This is a genomic window from Pseudomonas sp. GW821-FHT01C01, from assembly GCF_059422645.1.
The window spans coordinates 19,072-35,206 of sequence record NZ_JBWKXF010000024.1; the positions used below are offsets into that span (position 1 = coordinate 19,072).

Below are 16,135 nucleotides of genomic sequence, written 5' to 3' on the forward strand. Positions count from 1 at the left end.
TTCAAGGCCGCCACTTGGTGTGTTCCTGACGCCACTGGCTCAGCTCGATCACCTCTGCGCGAGGCTTCACCACATCGACCACCGGTTCGGTTTCGTCGAATGGGACCGGATAGGGCGCCAGCTCAATCTGTGCGCTGTGAGCTCCGAACTGGGTGATGGTGCCGTTGTGGCGGGTTTCGCCGGTCACGGTGAACTCGAAGTTATACACACGGGCCAGGCGTCGCCGACCACTGGCATCCTTGATGAACGCGATTCTTTTCAAGGCCACGTTGCCGTCGAGCAATTCGATCCCGAGTTTGCTGCAATGCTGTTTGACCCGCTCCAGTGCGCGCTCGCGCAAGCCGTGGTTGTGCCATAGCCATGCGCCGGCAGTGGCGAAAAGCATCAGCACGAATATATTTCCAAGGGTCAGCATTAACAGGGTGCTCCAACAAGATAGTGTCAGCTTAACTGTGTCGCTGGTCTGTCGTACAGGCTGCGTTTAGTCGCATACTGCGCGGCTAGAATTTCAATCGTTTTACGGAAATCCACCGCATGAAACGTACTCCGCATTTGCTCGCTATCCAGTCTCACGTGGTATTCGGTCACGCCGGCAACAGTGCCGCGGTTTTCCCGATGCAACGGGTCGGGGTGAATGTCTGGCCGCTCAACACCGTGCAGTTCTCCAATCACACCCAGTACGGTCAGTGGGCCGGTGAAGTGCTGGCGCCGCACCAGATTCCTGACCTGGTCGAAGGCATCGCGGCGATTGGCGAGTTGGGCAACTGCGATGCGGTGCTCTCCGGTTACCTCGGCAGTGCGGCCCAGGGCCGGGCGATCCTGACGGGGGTGGCGCGGATCAAGTCGATGAATCCCAAGGCGCTGTACCTGTGTGACCCGGTCATGGGGCATCCGGAGAAGGGTTGCAGTGTTCCGGCGGAAGTCAGTGATTTTCTGCTGGAAGAGGCCGCTGCCGTGGCGGACTTCATGTGCCCGAACCAGCTGGAGCTGGACAGCTTCTCCGGGCGCAAGCCGCTATCGCTGTTCGATTGCCTGGCAATGGCGCGTGCATTGCTGGCGCGCGGCCCGAAAGCGGTGCTGGTCAAGCATCTGGACTATCCCGGTAAACCGGCAGAGGTCTTCGAGATGCTGTTGGTGACGGCCGAAGGCAGTTGGCATTTGCAGCGCCCGTTGCTGGCGTTTCCGCGTCAGCCGGTGGGCGTTGGCGATCTGACGTCCGGTCTGTTCCTGGCGCGGGTGCTGTTGGGCGACAGCCTGGTGGCCGCCTTCGAGTTCACGGCGTCGGCGGTGCATGAAGTACTGCTGGAAACCCAGGCGTGTGCCAGCTACGAGTTGGAGTTGGTTCGGGCTCAGGACCGGATTGCCCATCCGCGGGTGCGGTTCGAGGCAACACCAATCAGTCTCTGATTGAGTGTTGAAACCATTCGCGAGCAAGCCCGCTCCCACATTGGATCTTTGGTGTTGCATAGATCCAATGTGGGAGCGGGCTTGCTCGCGAAGGCTATCTAGAGAACACCATCAGCCTGCCTGACCAGCTCAGGCGTCGCCCTTGATGTCCTGATAACGCTTTTCCAGCTCCTGACGAATCTGCCGGCGCTGTTGGGCCTGCATGTAGCGGCGCTTGTCTTCACTGTTCTGCGGTTGCAGCGGTGGTACCGGTGCAGGTTTACGCTGGTCATCCACTGCGACCATGGTGAAGAAGCAACTGTTGGTGTGACGCACCGAGCGTTCGCGGATGTTCTCGGTCACCACTTTGATGCCCACCTCCATGGAGGTGTTGCCGGTGTAGTTGACCGAGGCGAGAAAGGTCACCAGTTCGCCGACATGGATCGGCTCACGGAAAATGACCTGATCAACCGACAGGGTCACCACATAGCGGCCGGCATAACGGCTGGCGCAGGCGTAGGCCACTTCGTCGAGGTACTTGAGCAGGGTGCCGCCGTGAACATTGCCAGAGAAGTTGGCCATGTCGGGGGTCATCAATACCGTCATCGACAGCTGGGCGTTTCCGGGTTCCATAGCATTCTCACGGGTCAAGGCCAGGTTTGAGGGATGCACCTCTGCGGGTGCCTCAGCGGTTTTTTCAAACCAACAGTTATCGGGACGCCGGGTGCAGAGTCGCCGTCACGCCGGATCGATCTGTTTCCATATATTGCACCGCCTTTCTGCCAGAAGTCGCGGTGTTACCCTGCAAAAAAGCCCTGCCTCAAGGGCATTTCCTACGCGTAATCCAGATTTTTGTTCTGCTCGATCAGACTTTTCCTGCGTCCGGGGATCGAGCAATGCCATCCAGGGAGTCTCACACCATGCATGCCATCAGTTTCATTCAGGATCTGGCAGTGATCATGTTGATCGCAGGTGTGGTAACCGTGATTTTCCATCGCCTGAAACAACCGGTGGTGCTGGGATACATCGTCGCCGGTTTCATCATTGGTCCGCATACCCCGCCATTCGGCCTGATCCATGACGAAGAAACCATCAAGACCCTGGCCGAACTCGGTGTGATATTCCTGATGTTCTGCCTGGGCCTGGAGTTCAGCCTGCGCAAGTTGTTCAAGGTTGGTGCCACGGCATTCATCGCGGCGTTCCTGGAAATCGTGCTGATGATCTGGATCGGCTACGAGATTGGTCGCTGGTTCGACTGGAACACCATGGATTCACTGTTCCTGGGTGCGATCCTGGCGATCTCCTCGACCACCATCATCGTCAAGGCGCTCAACGATCTGAAGTTGAAGAACGAGCGATTTGCACAGCTGATATTCGGCGTGCTGATCGTCGAAGACATCCTGGGCATTGGCATCATCGCACTGCTGTCCAGCATCGCCGTCAGCGGTACGGTCAGTTCCGGTGAAGTGTTCTCCACAGTCGGCAAGCTATCGCTGTTCATGATCGTCGCATTGGTCATCGGTATTCTGATGGTGCCGCGGTTGCTGGCCTACGTGGCCAGATTCGATAGCAACGAAATGCTGCTGATTACCGTGCTGGGCCTGTGTTTTGGCTTCTGCCTGCTGGTGGTCAAGCTTGAATACAGCATGGTCCTCGGGGCGTTCCTGATTGGCGCGATCATGGCTGAATCCCGGCAACTGCTGAAAATCGAGCGCTTGATTGAACCGGTTCGAGATCTGTTCAGCGCGATTTTCTTTGTGGCCATCGGGCTGATGCTCGATCCGGCGATTCTGCTTCAATACGCGTGGCCAATCGCCGTAATCACCGTAGCCGTGGTGCTTGGCAAGATGCTGTCCTGTGGCCTTGGTGCATTTATCGCTGGCAATGACGGACGCACCTCGCTGCGGGTCGGGATGGGTCTTTCACAGATAGGCGAATTCTCTTTCATCATCGCGGCACTGGGCATGACGTTGCAGGTCACCAGCAACTTTTTATACCCCGTGGCTGTGGCTGTTTCGGTGATCACGACCTTGCTGACGCCTTATCTGATCCGCGCGGCTGATCCATTGTCGATCAAGCTCGCCGGCGTCATGCCAGAACGCCTGGGACGGGTGTTGGGGATGTACGGCGAATGGCTGCGCAGCATTCAGCCCCAGGGTGAGGGGGCGTTGTTGGCGTCGATGATCAGAAGGATTTTGCTGCAGGTTGGGGTCAACCTGGCATTGGTGATCGCGATCTTTCTCTCGGGCGCGTTCTTCGCCGAGCGCATGTCGGCTTACTTGCAAGACTGGGTCAGCGATTCGAGCTGGCAGAAGGCATTGATCTGGGGTGGGGCGCTGTTGTTGTCGCTGCCTTTTTTGATTGCGGCGTACCGCAAGCTAAAGGCACTGTCGATGTTGCTGGCGGAAATGGGCGTGAAGCCGGAAATGGCCGGGCGCCACACGCAGCGAGTGCGTCGGGTGATCGCCGAAGTGATTCCGATCCTGTCGCTGCTGGTGATCTTTTTGCTGCTGGCAGCCTTGTCGGCCAGTATTCTGCCGACCAACAAGTTGCTGGTGCTGATCGCCATCGTCGCGGCCGCCGTGGCGGCGCTGCTGTGGCGCTGGTTTATTCGTGTGCATACGCGGATGCAGGTGGCGTTGCTGGAAACCCTCGATAATCACAAGGAGTCGTCCGGGCATTGACCACCCCGCGGCGTTGGCTGGATCAGCTTTCCAGCCAGACGTCCCGCGCCCAGTGCCACACGGACTCCCAGGTTTCTTCGGCGATCAGCTCTTCTTCGGCCTGCCAAAACACCACGGTGCCGTCCTCTTCGACCAGGTAGTAGTCATCACCGACCTGGCAGATAGGAATCATGCTGCGATCAACGCCAGCGTCCCAGGCGTTGGCGGCAACGTCGGGCAGGTAGGTATGGGATTGCGGGTCGGTCACGGTGACCGGTTCCAGGCTACCGTAGACCACATCGCTGACGGTCAGCAGAAACTCTCTGAAGACGAACGGAATGTCGATGAACAGTTGTTCTTCGATTTCGACCAGCAGGTCTTCGTCGGGCAATTCCAAGGGGACCGGTACCGGTTCGTTGGCTTCACGCAGTTGTTCGATGATTTCTTCCACGTCCGGGATCCTCTTGCTTGTATGGCGCGGTTTATATGGGGCGGTTTATACAGTAGCTCGCTATAGATGCAACCGCGAAATAGAAAACCCCGGCCGAGGCCGGGGTTTTTATTGCAGCAGGTGAAACGTGGAGGGTGATCAGCCGTTCTGGCGGATACCGGCCACCAGCCAAGGCTGGTTTTCGCCCTGTGCACGTTCCATGTTCCAGCTTTCGCTGAAGACTTCGCCCTGGTCGAAACGCGAGGTTTTCGACACGCCAGTGAAGGTCAGGGTGGCGATGGTCTTGTCGGCGCGATCGTCCACACCGTCCAGTTGTACATTGAGGTTATCAATGTAGGTGGACTGGAAACCATCGCCCAGGTCAGCTCGCTCACGCTTGAGGAACTCCAGCATTTGCGGGGTGACGAATTCGGCGATCTTGTCCATTTCGTTGGCGTCCCAGTGCTGTTGCAGGGACTGGAAATGATTGCGTGCCGCTTCGACGAAGTTACTTTCGTTGAACCAGGCTGGAGCGTTGATCACCGGACGAGCGGCAACAGGCGCTGGCGAACCACCGAAGATCGAACCGCCGGCAGGCTTTTGTTCGAACGCTTCACGTTGCATCGGCGCGTGGCCGGCCGGAGCGTAATGCTCCTGCTGCTTGCGCCGACGGGCGGCGATAAAGCGGAAGACCAGGAACGCAATGACGGCCATGATCAGGATGTCGAAGATCTGCATGCCCTGGAAGCCGCCACCCATGAACATGGATGCCAGCAGGCCACCGGCCGCGATACCGGCCAGAGGGCCGAGCCAGCGCGAAGCGCCACCGGCCTTGGCAGCGGCGCCAGCGGCACCGGCAGCACCAGCGGTCGCCGCGGCGCCACCCATGCCTGGGGAAGAAGGAGCCATCTGGCTGGTCTGGTGCGTCGGCGCAGCGCCTGCGCTTTTGCCACCACCGAAGCGCTTGGCGGCATTGACGTCGAGACTCATCGTCAGGCCGATGCACAACGCCATGGCGATGCTAAGAAAACGTTTCATAAAGGGAATTCCCATTTGTGGAAGGCACGCGCGCCATGTTGCACAGCTGAAGTGTTACTGGCTAGCGGCAGAGTGTTTCGGGCTTTTGCCTGACAGGTCATGTTCAGCTTCAGTCAGTGCAATAAGGCCTTTTGACTTTGGTATGTCAGATGAATGGATAAGTTTTGTAGGACGTTCGCCTAGCGTCGCAGGGCCAGCATGACGACTCCGGCCGTGATCAGACCGATTCCGCCCCATTGGCGCAGGTCGAGTTTTTCACCCAGCAGGACAACGCCAAGAATGGCCACCAGCACCACGCTGAGTTTGTCCACTGGGGCAACCAGTGACGCCGGACCAACCTTGAGTGCGCGGAAATAGCAGATCCACGATGCACCAGTGGCCAGGCCCGACAACAGCAGGAACAGGTAGCTCTTCGCAGAGATCGATCCCAAAGACTGATATTGGCCCGTGGCGTACAAAATCAAGGCCAGACTGACCAATACCACTATCGTACGTAGCAGGGTGGCGAAGTCAGAGTTGACGTTTTCGATGCCGACTTTCGCGAAAATGGCAGTCATCGCCGCGAACGCCGCCGATAACAGGGCCCAGAATGTCCAAGAGGAAAAAAAGCCTGAGCCCATATTTGTTCCCTTTCATTCACATAGGCCAACGCCTAACCCTGTGGGAGCGGGCTTGCTCGCGAAGGCAGCACCGCGGTTCATCAGAAACACCGCGTGATCGTTCTTCGCGAGCAAGCCCGCTCCCACATTAGACTTCTGGCGGTCTTTTAGATTGCTTCCAGCTTGGCATAACCCAGCATCAGCCACTTGCTGCCTTCGCTGAAGTTCACCTGCACCCGGGCCTGGGCCCCGGCGCCTTCGAAGTTGAGGATCACACCGTCACCGAAAATCGAGTGGCGCACAGTCTGGCCGAGGCTGAAGCCGGTTTCCGGAATCTCGCTGCCGCTGAACAGGTTGCTGCCACTCATTGACTGGTTACCACCAAAAGGACGGCTGACGCTGTTGGACAGCCGCACCTCCTGAATCAGACCTTTCGGCACCTCGCGTACGAAGCGCGACACCTTGTTGTAGGTTTCGCTGCCATAAAGGCGTCGGGTTTCAGCGTAGGTCATCACCAGGTTCTGCATGGCCCGGGTGATGCCGACGTAGGCCAGACGACGCTCTTCCTCAAGGCGGCCGGGTTCTTCCAGGCTCATCTTGTGCGGGAACAGGCCTTCTTCCATACCCACCAGGAACACATAAGGAAATTCCAGGCCTTTGGCGCTGTGCAGGGTCATCAGTTGAATGCTGTCTTCGTGTTCGTCGGCCTGGGTATCGCCGGCCTCCAGCGACGCGTGACCGAGGAACGCTGCCAATGGCGTCAGGTCTTCGTCTTCTTCGCTGTTTTCGAAGTTGCGCGCAGCGCTGACCAGTTCCTCAAGGTTTTCTACCCGGGCCTGGCCTTTCTCGCCTTTTTCCGCTTCGTGATAGGCAATCAGCCCCGACTGCTCGATGACGGTCTGGGTCATCAGGTGCAGCGGCATTTCCATGCACTTGGCGGCGAGGTTCTCGATCAGCTCGATAAACGCGCCAAGGGCACCGGCCGCACGACCGGTCAGACCTTTGTTGGCCACCAGTTGGCGCATCGCTTCCCACATCGACACATCACTGTGGCGCGCATGGTCGCGGATCGCTTCGACGGTTTTCTCGCCGATGCCACGGGCCGGCACGTTGATCACCCGTTCCAGCGCGGCGTCGTTGCCCCGCCCTTCGAGCAATCGCAGGTAAGCCATGGCGTTCTTGATTTCCGCGCGTTCGAAGAAGCGCTGGCCGCCATAGATACGGTACGGAATGCGTTCACGCAGCAGCGCTTCTTCCAAAACCCGTGATTGGGCGTTGGAGCGGTACAGAATCGCGATATCGCTGCGAGACAGGCCGGTTTTCAGCGCACTTTCTATGGTTTCGACTACGTAGCGTGCTTCGTCGTGTTCGTTGAAGGCGGCGTACAGGTTGATGGCTTCGCCGTCGCCACCATCGGTCCACAGCTCTTTGCCCAGGCGCCCGGTGTTGTTGGCGATCAAGGCGTTGGCGGCTTTCAGGATGCCGGCGGTGGAGCGATAGTTTTGCTCCAGACGAATGGTTTCGGCGTCCGGGAAGTCTTCGGAATACTGGTAGATGTTCTCGATTTTCGCGCCGCGCCAGCCGTAGATCGACTGGTCGTCGTCGCCCACCACCATCAGGCTGTCGCCACCCTTGGCCAGCAGGCGCAACCAGGCGTATTGCACGGCGTTGGTGTCCTGGAATTCGTCCACCAGAATGTGTCGGAAACGCTTTTGATAGTGAGCGAGCAGACCCGGGTGATCGCGCCACAGATCGAGGGCGCGCAGCAGCAATTCGGAGAAGTCGATGACGCCCGCACGCAGGCAGGCGGCCTCGTAGGCTTCATAGATGCCGCGCATGGTTGCCAGGAACAGGTCACCGCTGGCTTGAATGTGTTGCGGACGCAGGCCTTCGTCTTTCTGCCCGTTGATGAACCATTGGGCCTGACGGGCCGGCCAACGCTGTTCGTCCAGGCCGAGCTCGCGGATCACCCGCTTGACCAGCCGTTGCTGGTCATCGCTGTCGAGGATCTGGAACGTCTGGCTCAAGCCCGCTTCCTGCCAGTGCGCCCGCAACAAGCGGTGCGCCAGGCCGTGGAAGGTGCCAACCCACATGCCGGCCGGGTTGATACCCATCAGTTGCTCGATGCGCTGGCGCATCTCGGCAGCAGCCTTGTTGGTGAAGGTCACCGACAGGATGGAGTGGGGCGAGGCGTTTTCGACCTGGATCAGCCAGGCGATACGGTGCACCAGCACTCGGGTTTTACCGGAACCAGCACCGGCCAGGACCAACTGACGACCCACGGGGGCCGCTACGGCCTGGCGTTGGGCATCGTTGAGGGAGTTCAGCAGAAGGGAGAGATCATCGCGCATCGGGGCATTCTAGGGGGCCGCGACACACCGGGCAAACTCCACTTCGATTTAGCCGATGAAAGTTATGCAAAGGACGACCGGTCAGTCATCGGCTGCAGGCGTTGGCGGGGCGTGCCTTCGGCGTTTTCAGGGGCGTCGGCGGCTGAAAAATTTGGCGATTTATTGATCAGCAGCAGTTTGGTCCGGGCAATTGCTTGTGTATGCTCCGAGCAGTTTCGGGCCCATGCTCATCATTATAAGAACAAGAACATTGCCTATGACCCTCAGCTTCGACCTGTCGGGCCCCACTGTGGAGCCCCGGGTTATCCGAAAGCAATACGCCATGGAAATGGCGGTCGAACGCACGCGCCTGCTGTATCAGGGCTCGCTGCTGCCCACGTTGTTCATGCTGATCAATGGTCTGGTCTGTGCCGGTTTGCTCTGGAGCCCGCAGCGCTACTTCCTGGTCAGCGTGTGGCTGGTCTGGTTGCTGTCGCTGGTGGCATTGCGGGTCATCCAGGTCGCCGCCTTTGATTCGGCCATTCCCAACCGTCAAGCCAACCCAGTCTGGGGACGCATGTTTTTGCTCGGTTCGGGCCTGACCGGCCTGACCCTGGCGGGTGCCGGTATCGCGCTGATCCCCGCCGACAATTTCATCCAGCAAGCCTGGGTGTTCGGCCTGATCGGCGCCGCGGCATTGTCGGCCAGCGTTGCTTACGCAGTGAGTCTGCCGGCCTTCCTGTCTTTTACCTTGCCCTGCCTGTTGCCGGCCATTGCCTATATGTTCTGGGGCGCAGATGAGCAACAGCACGGCTGGGGCTGGTTCGGCCTGATATTGCTCGGTGCGCTGAGTGTCGTGGCCTGGCAGGTCAATCGTTTGATCGATCACGGACTGTTGCGGCGTTTTCAGAATCAGGCGCTGATCGAGCATTTGCAACACGCCCGCAATTGCAGTGACCAACTCAATCAGAAACTGGCCAGGGAAGTTGACCAACGCCGTCGGGCCGAAGACGAGTTGCGTCAAATCCAGGCTGAACTGGAAAGCCGCGTCACCCAGCGCAGCCTGGAACTGGACGCGGCCAACCAGGCCCTGAGCAAAAGCGAAGCACGCCTGGCGCTCGCCTTAAAAGCCAGTGAGTTGGGGCTTTGGGACTGGAATCTGCAGACCGACGAAGTGCATCACACCCTTATTCAAGAGCTGTTCGGTCTGGAGCCGGAATATGTGACAGCGATGCTTCGCCATCTCAAGCCGCGCTTGCACCCCGAGGATCTTCCGGCATTGCGTCGGGCGCTGGTCGAGCACTTGAAGGGCCGAAGCGAGGATTACCAGGTCGAGTACCGGGTGCGTCATGGCGATGGTCACTGGGTCTGGATCGAGGACCGTGGCCGGGCGGTCGAGCGCAACGAAAGCGGCCGGGTCATTCGCATGGTCGGGACGCGCCGCGACATCAGTGCCAGCAAGGTGCTGGAGGAACAACAGCAACTGGCAGCAACGGTGTTCGAGGCAGCCAGTGAGGGCATCGTGATTTTTGATCCCGCCTATGCACTGATTGCCGTCAACCAGGCTTTCAGCCGCGTAACGGGTTATGACATCGAGGACATTCTCGGGCGCAACGTGGTCGAGTTGCCGTGCAGTCGCGACGCCCGCCGGCACTTCACCGCGATCCATCAAGCGCTGGAGCAGCACGGCAGTTGGCAGGGCGAACTGGTGGAAACCCGCAAGAACGGGGAGATGTACCCGCAATGGCTTCAGCTGAATGCCGTGCGTGATCCCCGGGGAAAGATCAGTCATATAGTGGGCTTCTTCGCTGATCTGTCGGCGAGACGCGAATCCGAAGAGCGCATGCGCTACCTGACCCACTATGACGAGTTGACCGGCCTGGCCAATCGCTCGCTGTTTCGTGAACGGTTGAGCGAGGCGCACCAACGGGTACGTCAGGGCGGTTATCGCAGTCTGGCATTGCTGCACATCAATCTGGACCGCTTCAAGCTGCTCAACGACAGCCTCGGCCATGAAGTCGCCGACCAACTGTTGCAAAAAATGGCCCGGCGGATGGTCAACGCGTTGCCGGAGGCAGACACCATCGCGCGCTTGTCCGGCGATGAGTTTGCGGTGCTGTTCAATTCCTACGGCAACCTGTCGAGCCTGGCGCGGGTGGCGACACGGTTGGCAACCAAGTTGCGCCTGCCGGTGACGGTCGAAGGGCATGAACTGGTGGTCAGTGCGTCCATGGGCATCAGCCTGCTTCCGGACAATGCCCGGGAGATGTCTGCATTGGTCAGTCAGTCGAACATGGCCATGCAACATGCCAAGCACTTGGGCGGCAACAACTTCCAGTTCTACACCGACAGTCTGCAAGCCAGCACCCTGGAACGCCTGCAACTGGAAAACCATCTGCGCAAAGCCATCGAAGATAAACAGCTCAAGGTGTATTACCAGCCGAAGCTGTGCCTGGCCACCGGCCGGCTGAACGCCGCCGAAGCGCTGGTGCGCTGGGATCATCCGACCATGGGCCGCGTGCCGCCGGGGGACTTTATCGGGCTGGCCGAGGAAACCGGGCTGATCGGTCCGATCGGCGAGTTCGTGCTGCGTCAGGCCTGCTGGCAAGCCTGTGAATGGCAGCGCCAGGGGCTTGAGCCGATTCGGGTGTCGGTCAATTTGTCGGTGCATCAGTTGCGCCAGGGTAAGTTGGTCAGCCTGGTGCGCCAGGTGCTGGAAGAAACCGGATTGGCGCCGCACTTCCTGGAGCTGGAGTTGACCGAAAGCCAGTTACTGGACAGCGTCGAGCACATCATCGCGACGTTCCAGCAGTTGCGCGATCTGGGGGTGAAACTGGCAATCGATGATTTCGGCACCGGTTATTCATCCCTGAGCTACCTCAAGCGCATTCCTGTGGATTACGTGAAGATTGATCAGGCGTTTATCCGGGGGCTGGGGGAGGGCACCGAGGATGCGGCGATCACCCGGGCGATCATTGCCATGGCTCATGGCTTGTCGTTGAAGGTCGTCGCGGAAGGGGTGGAGCGGGAGGAGCAGCTTGAGTTTCTCAAGCGTGAGCGCTGTGATGAGGTGCAAGGCTATCTGATCAGTCGGCCGGTAGAGGCACAAGACCTGGCGGGTCAGCTGCGAGGGCAGGGCGCGGATTGACTGAGGGTGCTTCCCGTCAGACCGCCAAAAGGCCTGACGGGAAGTTTTCAGTAGGTAATTATTTAATCGGTGATCAGTACTTTATCAATGTGGTGCAGTAACTTGCCTTCGAAAAAAATGCTGACGCCAGTGACGTTGGAATTACCAGCAGTTTTATATTCGACAAGCCTGTCAGTCAGGACTTGAAGTGCAACTTCGTGGGTTGTTTCAAGTTTCAGGTCAAGTCGCAAATCAAACGACTTGTCCTGAAGCTCGCTCAGTACCAGTTTTGGCGTAATGCCAGAGTTTGCAACGGTTACCGTGCCAAAGGCACGGAAGGAAGCAGCGCCGGGCATGCGGTCAATTTGGGCGATCCAGTCTTTGGTTGTAATGGTCATTGTGTGTAACTCCTGTAATTAAAATAATTGCGTCCTGCCTATGTAATATATCCGTCTTTATTAAATTTTTGGTGGCGATAGTTGACTTGTTTGTAAGTTGATGTGGGTTGTGTGTTGTTGATGAGATAACTAATGGTGAAGTTTGTAAGGGGCGGCCCATTTTTGTCGCAACGCCAAAAGGCGAGCATCGATGAGCAACTGGAACGCTGGCGATAAGCGCTACATGGAGCGCGCGTGCCTGAATGTCGAGGGATGTGGTTACGCATTGAGCAGGCAAAAAGCCGATTCATGTAGTATAACTACAAGCGTGCTACATCCCCGGCACCTGCCAATAACAAAGAGTCCAGCCCTTTGAATCTGCTGCAACACATCGCCCAGTCTCGCCACCTGTTACGCAAGTCGGAGCTCAAGGTCGCCGACCACGTGCTGCTTGATCCTGCGGCCGTGATGCACAGTTCCATGGCCGACCTGGCCCACAGCGTGGGCATCAGCGAGCCGACCATCGTGCGTTTTTGCCGCGCCATCGGTTGCTCCGGTTTCCAGGACCTGAAGTTGAAGCTTGCCCAGAGCCTGGCGGCGGGTGCGAGTTTTGGCCAGTTCGCGATCCATGAGGATGACTCGGTCGCCGACTACAGCCTGAAAATCTTCGACACCACATTGCACACCCTGATGGAGGTTCGCGAGAAACTCGATCCGGTGGAGTTGCAGCGTGCGGTGACGCTGATGTCCCAGGCCCAGCGTGTCGAGTTCTATGGCTTCGGCGCCTCGGGTGCGGTCGCGGCAGACGCCCAGCACAAGTTCTTTCGTTTGCTGCTGACCGCAGCGGCGTATTCCGACCCGCACATGCAGGCGATGTCGGCGGTGACCCTGAAGCCGACCGATGTGGCGATCTGCATTTCCCAGTCGGGGCGTTCCAAGGATTTGCTGATCACCGCCAACCTGGTGCGTGAAAGCGGTGCTTCGTTGATCACCCTGTGCCCGAGCCAGACGCCGTTGGCCGAGCTGTCGACCGTCAACCTGGCGATCGATGTGCATGAGGACACCGAAATCTACACGCCGTTGACCTCGCGAATCGCCCACCTGGTCGTCATCGACGTGTTGGCGATGGGTGTGGCCATGGCGCGCGGACCGAGCCTGGTCAACCACCTCAAGAGCGTCAAGCGCAGCCTTCGCAGTTTGCGGTTGTCGCCCAAGTCGGTGAAGGCGCTGGACGACTGATCTCAAGACTGGCGCGGACCCTGTGGCGAGGGAGCTTGCTCCCGCTCGGCTGCGCAGCAGTCGCAAAATCCTGGGGCCGCTTCGCGACCCAACGGGAGCAAGCTCCCTCGCCACAGGTACAGCGTGCCCACCAAATTTTCATTAGTCTGTAATCAACGAGCCGCCAAACCGTCATCCCGCGCGCCTATCTTGAAACTCCCGTACTCGCCTTGGGAGACTCGAAATGGCCATGCCCTACGAAGAACGCAACAGCGCTGTCAAAACCCGTCGTCAGCAAGAAGATCAGCGCCGCATGGAATTCCGTCGCGCCATTGAAGATCGCTGCGAACGCCGTCAGCTTCTGGCCGAAATTGGCGATTTTCCGGAGCTGGAGCTCAACTTCTGGCAGTCATCTCCCTCGACTTCCCGTCGAAACGCTCAACCAGCGCGCTGATCTGAATGCGTTCGCTACGGATAAACGCCAGGAAGGCGTGAGCCACCGGTGACAGGCGTTTCGCCTTGGCCTGCACCAGACACCAGCTGCGGTAGAGCGGCAATTCTTCGACCGGCAACTCGATCAGTCCGCCGGTTGCCAGTTCAAGGTTCAGGGCGTGGCGCGTCAACAGCGCAACGCCCAGACCTGCCAGTACACATTCACGCTGGGCTTCGGCAGACGAGACTTCCTGAGTCTGGTTGAAGTGCACGCGCTTCTCTTTGAAGTATTCTTCGCACGCAAGCCGCGTCCCGGAGCCCGGCTCACGCAACAGTAGTGTGTAGGGTTCGAGATCCTGCAAACGCAGCGGCCCCATATGACACAGCGGGTGATCCGGTGGCGCCACGGCGACGATCGGGTTGTTCAGGAACGGCAGGAACTCCAGGCCCATGTCCTGGGGCACCATGGACATGATCACCAGGTCGTCGCGGTTGTCCGACAGGCGCCGAATGACCTGGCCGCGATTGACCACTGTCAGTTGCAGGTTCACTTCCGGGTGCTGGCGTTTGAATGCGGCAAACAAGTGCGGCACGAAATACTTGGCGCTGGATTCCACCGCCAGTTTCAGTTGCCCCTGCAACGAGCCCTGCATGTCCGACAGCTGCATGTCGAGGTTTTCCAGGCGTCCGAAAATATCCCGGCTGGCCCGCTGTAACGCTTCAGCGGCTTCGGTCATGTAGAGTTTTTTGCCGACGTAATCGAACAAAGGCTGGCCAATCAGCTCTTCAAGTTGACGAATCTGTAGGCTGACGGCAGGTTGTGTGAGCGACATTTCCTCGGCCGCACGGCTGTAGGAACGCAAATCACAGACTTCATTGAAGATCTGCAATTGCCGCAAAGTCATACGCATCAATGACTTACGCATTATCTGGTCGCTCTCGTCGCTGGCTGGTGATTCAACTATAAGTCTTTACTTATGCATGACCCAATTTTTATTCATTTTTGTTAATCCCTTGTGGGCGCTAGTGTGGACCTGCGACCAAATTGAAACATTTGGTCACGCGTCGACCTGGGTCTAGCAGGTCGTGGGTACCACCGGCTCAAGGGAAACTCCAAGTGATAACAAAGATCCTGATCGCCAACCGTGGTGAGATTGCCGTACGAATCGTACGTGCCTGCGCCGAAATGGGCATTCGCTCGGTCGCGATCTACTCCGACGCCGACCGCCATGCCCTGCATGTGAAGCGTGCGGACGAAGCCCACAGCATTGGTGCCGAGCCGCTGGCCGGTTACCTGAACCCGCGCAAGCTGGTGAACCTGGCGGTGGAAACCGGCTGCGATGCACTGCACCCTGGTTACGGATTCCTTTCGGAAAACGCCGAACTGGCAGAGATCTGTGCCGAACGCGGGATCAAGTTCATCGGTCCATCGGCTGAAGTCATTCGCCGCATGGGCGACAAGACCGAAGCCCGCCGCAGCATGATCAAGGCCGGCGTACCGGTTACCCCCGGCACCGAAGGTAACGTGTCGGGCATCGAAGAAGCCCTGACCGAAGGCGATCGCATCGGCTACCCGGTGATGCTCAAGGCCACGTCCGGTGGCGGCGGCCGCGGTATTCGTCGCTGCAACAGCCGCGAAGAACTCGAACAGGCCTTCCCTCGCGTGATTTCCGAAGCCACCAAGGCATTCGGTTCGGCGGAAGTGTTCCTGGAAAAATGTATCGTCAATCCGAAGCACATCGAAGCGCAGATTCTTGGCGACAGCTTCGGCAACGTGGTGCACCTGTTCGAGCGTGACTGCTCGATCCAGCGCCGCAACCAGAAGCTGATCGAGATCGCCCCGAGCCCGCAACTGACCCCGGAACAGCGCGCCTACATCGGCGACCTGTCGGTGCGTGCGGCCAAGGCCGTGGGTTACGAGAACGCCGGTACCGTGGAGTTCCTGCTCGCCGAGGGCGAGGTGTACTTCATGGAGATGAACACCCGGGTGCAGGTGGAACACACCATCACCGAAGAAATCACCGGCATCGACATTGTCCGCGAGCAGATCCGCATCGCTTCCGGCCTGCCGCTCTCGGTGAAACAGGAAGACATCCAGCACCGTGGCTTCGCACTGCAGTTCCGGATCAACGCCGAAGACCCGAAGAACAACTTCCTGCCGAGCTTCGGCAAGATCACCCGTTACTACGCACCCGGCGGCCCCGGTGTGCGTACCGACACGGCGATCTACACCGGCTACACCATTCCACCGTTCTACGACTCGATGTGCCTGAAACTGGTGGTGTGGGCGCTGACCTGGGAAGAGGCGATGGACCGTGGTTTGCGCGCCCTCGATGACATGCGTCTGCAAGGGGTCAAGACCACTGCCGCGTACTACCAGGAAATCCTGCGTAACCCGGAATTCCGTAGCGGCCAGTTCAACACCAGCTTCGTTGAAAGCCACCCTGAACTGACTAACTACTCGATCAAGCGCAAACCCGAAGAGCTGGCCCTGGCCATCGCCGCCGCCATCGCCGCCCACGCAGGCCTGTGAGG

General features: G+C 58.8%; 14 protein-coding genes. 6 read left to right on the forward strand and 8 right to left on the reverse strand.

Annotated elements, in window-relative coordinates; translation table 11 throughout:
* Window position 1 precedes the first annotated feature (1 nt).
* A complete protein-coding gene (locus AC07XF_RS16170; RefSeq protein ID WP_495027273.1) occupies window positions 2-415 on the reverse strand; it encodes a DUF3301 domain-containing protein in 414 nt (137 codons plus the stop codon).
* A gap of 119 nt (window positions 416-534) precedes the next feature.
* On the opposite strand from AC07XF_RS16170, the gene pdxY reads away from it, so the two are divergent.
* Window positions 535-1,407, forward strand: coding sequence for a pyridoxal kinase PdxY (pdxY, locus tag AC07XF_RS16175; RefSeq protein ID WP_495027274.1), 873 nt, complete (start codon window positions 535-537; stop codon window positions 1,405-1,407).
* A gap of 129 nt (window positions 1,408-1,536) precedes the next feature.
* Here the strand turns inward: pdxY and AC07XF_RS16180 are convergent, their stop codons facing one another.
* Window positions 1,537-2,019 (reverse strand): acyl-CoA thioesterase, encoded by a 483-nt coding sequence (locus AC07XF_RS16180; protein WP_007989648.1) that lies wholly within the window; start codon window positions 2,017-2,019, stop codon window positions 1,537-1,539.
* A 287-nt stretch (window positions 2,020-2,306) separates the two neighbouring features.
* Between AC07XF_RS16180 and AC07XF_RS16185 the strand changes: the two genes are divergently transcribed.
* Window positions 2,307-4,070: a cation:proton antiporter gene (locus AC07XF_RS16185; RefSeq protein WP_495027275.1), complete on the forward strand. Its 1,764-nt coding sequence runs from the start codon at window positions 2,307-2,309 to the stop codon at window positions 4,068-4,070.
* Between the two features lie 22 nt (window positions 4,071-4,092).
* Here AC07XF_RS16185 and AC07XF_RS16190 read toward each other — a convergent pair whose 3' ends face one another.
* The 4 genes from AC07XF_RS16190 to uvrD form a co-directional block, all read right to left on the reverse strand.
* Complete coding sequence (locus tag AC07XF_RS16190) at window positions 4,093-4,500, reverse strand: SMI1/KNR4 family protein (RefSeq protein WP_007989643.1); 408 nt, start codon at window positions 4,498-4,500, stop codon at window positions 4,093-4,095.
* Between the two features lie 138 nt (window positions 4,501-4,638).
* Entirely contained in the window at window positions 4,639-5,517 is an 879-nt protein-coding gene (locus AC07XF_RS16195; RefSeq protein WP_495027276.1) for a Tim44 domain-containing protein, read from the reverse strand.
* Between the two features lie 179 nt (window positions 5,518-5,696).
* Window positions 5,697-6,137 carry an EamA family transporter gene (locus AC07XF_RS16200; protein WP_007989639.1) on the reverse strand — a complete coding sequence of 147 codons (441 nt, stop codon included), beginning with the start codon at window positions 6,135-6,137 and terminating at the stop codon, window positions 5,697-5,699.
* A 146-nt stretch (window positions 6,138-6,283) separates the two neighbouring features.
* Window positions 6,284-8,467 (reverse strand): DNA helicase II, encoded by a 2,184-nt coding sequence (gene uvrD, locus AC07XF_RS16205; protein WP_007971693.1) that lies wholly within the window; start codon window positions 8,465-8,467, stop codon window positions 6,284-6,286.
* A 256-nt stretch (window positions 8,468-8,723) separates the two neighbouring features.
* Here uvrD and AC07XF_RS16210 point away from each other — a divergent pair, with 256 nt between their 5' ends.
* Window positions 8,724-11,594, forward strand: coding sequence for a putative bifunctional diguanylate cyclase/phosphodiesterase (locus AC07XF_RS16210; RefSeq protein WP_495027277.1), 2,871 nt, complete (start codon window positions 8,724-8,726; stop codon window positions 11,592-11,594).
* A gap of 62 nt (window positions 11,595-11,656) precedes the next feature.
* On the opposite strand, the gene AC07XF_RS16215 is transcribed toward AC07XF_RS16210, so the two are convergent.
* Complete coding sequence (locus AC07XF_RS16215) at window positions 11,657-11,971, reverse strand: hypothetical protein (protein ID WP_495027278.1); 315 nt, start codon at window positions 11,969-11,971, stop codon at window positions 11,657-11,659.
* Window positions 11,972-12,322: 351 nt separating this feature from the next.
* Between AC07XF_RS16215 and hexR the strand changes: the two genes are divergently transcribed.
* Together hexR and AC07XF_RS16225 are read left to right on the forward strand one after the other, a co-directional pair.
* Window positions 12,323-13,189 (forward strand): transcriptional regulator HexR, encoded by an 867-nt coding sequence (gene hexR, locus AC07XF_RS16220; protein ID WP_007927594.1) that lies wholly within the window; start codon window positions 12,323-12,325, stop codon window positions 13,187-13,189.
* 223 nt (window positions 13,190-13,412) lie between these two features.
* Complete coding sequence (locus AC07XF_RS16225) at window positions 13,413-13,622, forward strand: PA3496 family putative envelope integrity protein (protein WP_007989628.1); 210 nt, start codon at window positions 13,413-13,415, stop codon at window positions 13,620-13,622.
* On the opposite strand, the gene AC07XF_RS16230 is transcribed toward AC07XF_RS16225, so the two are convergent.
* Window positions 13,564-14,526 (reverse strand): LysR family transcriptional regulator, encoded by a 963-nt coding sequence (locus tag AC07XF_RS16230; protein WP_495027279.1) that lies wholly within the window; start codon window positions 14,524-14,526, stop codon window positions 13,564-13,566. The two genes, AC07XF_RS16225 and AC07XF_RS16230, sit on opposite strands and share 59 nt — an antisense overlap.
* A gap of 191 nt (window positions 14,527-14,717) precedes the next feature.
* Between AC07XF_RS16230 and AC07XF_RS16235 the strand changes: the two genes are divergently transcribed.
* Entirely contained in the window at window positions 14,718-16,133 is a 1,416-nt protein-coding gene (locus AC07XF_RS16235) for an acetyl-CoA carboxylase biotin carboxylase subunit (RefSeq protein ID WP_007971702.1), read from the forward strand.
* Window positions 16,134-16,135 lie beyond the last annotated feature (2 nt).

Coding starts and splice junctions, on each gene's coding strand:
- AC07XF_RS16225 (WP_007989628.1), top strand. CDS start 13,413: ATGGCCATGCCCTACGAAGAACGCAACAGCGCTGTCAAAACCCGTCGT.
- AC07XF_RS16200 (WP_007989639.1), bottom strand. CDS start 6,137: ATGGGCTCAGGCTTTTTTTCCTCTTGGACATTCTGGGCCCTGTTATCG.
- AC07XF_RS16210 (WP_495027277.1), top strand. CDS start 8,724: ATGACCCTCAGCTTCGACCTGTCGGGCCCCACTGTGGAGCCCCGGGTT.
- AC07XF_RS16170 (WP_495027273.1), bottom strand. CDS start 415: ATGCTGACCCTTGGAAATATATTCGTGCTGATGCTTTTCGCCACTGCC.
- AC07XF_RS16230 (WP_495027279.1), bottom strand. CDS start 14,526: ATGCGTAAGTCATTGATGCGTATGACTTTGCGGCAATTGCAGATCTTC.
- AC07XF_RS16195 (WP_495027276.1), bottom strand. CDS start 5,517: ATGAAACGTTTTCTTAGCATCGCCATGGCGTTGTGCATCGGCCTGACG.
- AC07XF_RS16180 (WP_007989648.1), bottom strand. CDS start 2,019: ATGGAACCCGGAAACGCCCAGCTGTCGATGACGGTATTGATGACCCCC.
- pdxY (WP_495027274.1), top strand. CDS start 535: ATGAAACGTACTCCGCATTTGCTCGCTATCCAGTCTCACGTGGTATTC.
- AC07XF_RS16215 (WP_495027278.1), bottom strand. CDS start 11,971: ATGACCATTACAACCAAAGACTGGATCGCCCAAATTGACCGCATGCCC.
- uvrD (WP_007971693.1), bottom strand. CDS start 8,467: ATGCGCGATGATCTCTCCCTTCTGCTGAACTCCCTCAACGATGCCCAA.
- AC07XF_RS16185 (WP_495027275.1), top strand. CDS start 2,307: ATGCATGCCATCAGTTTCATTCAGGATCTGGCAGTGATCATGTTGATC.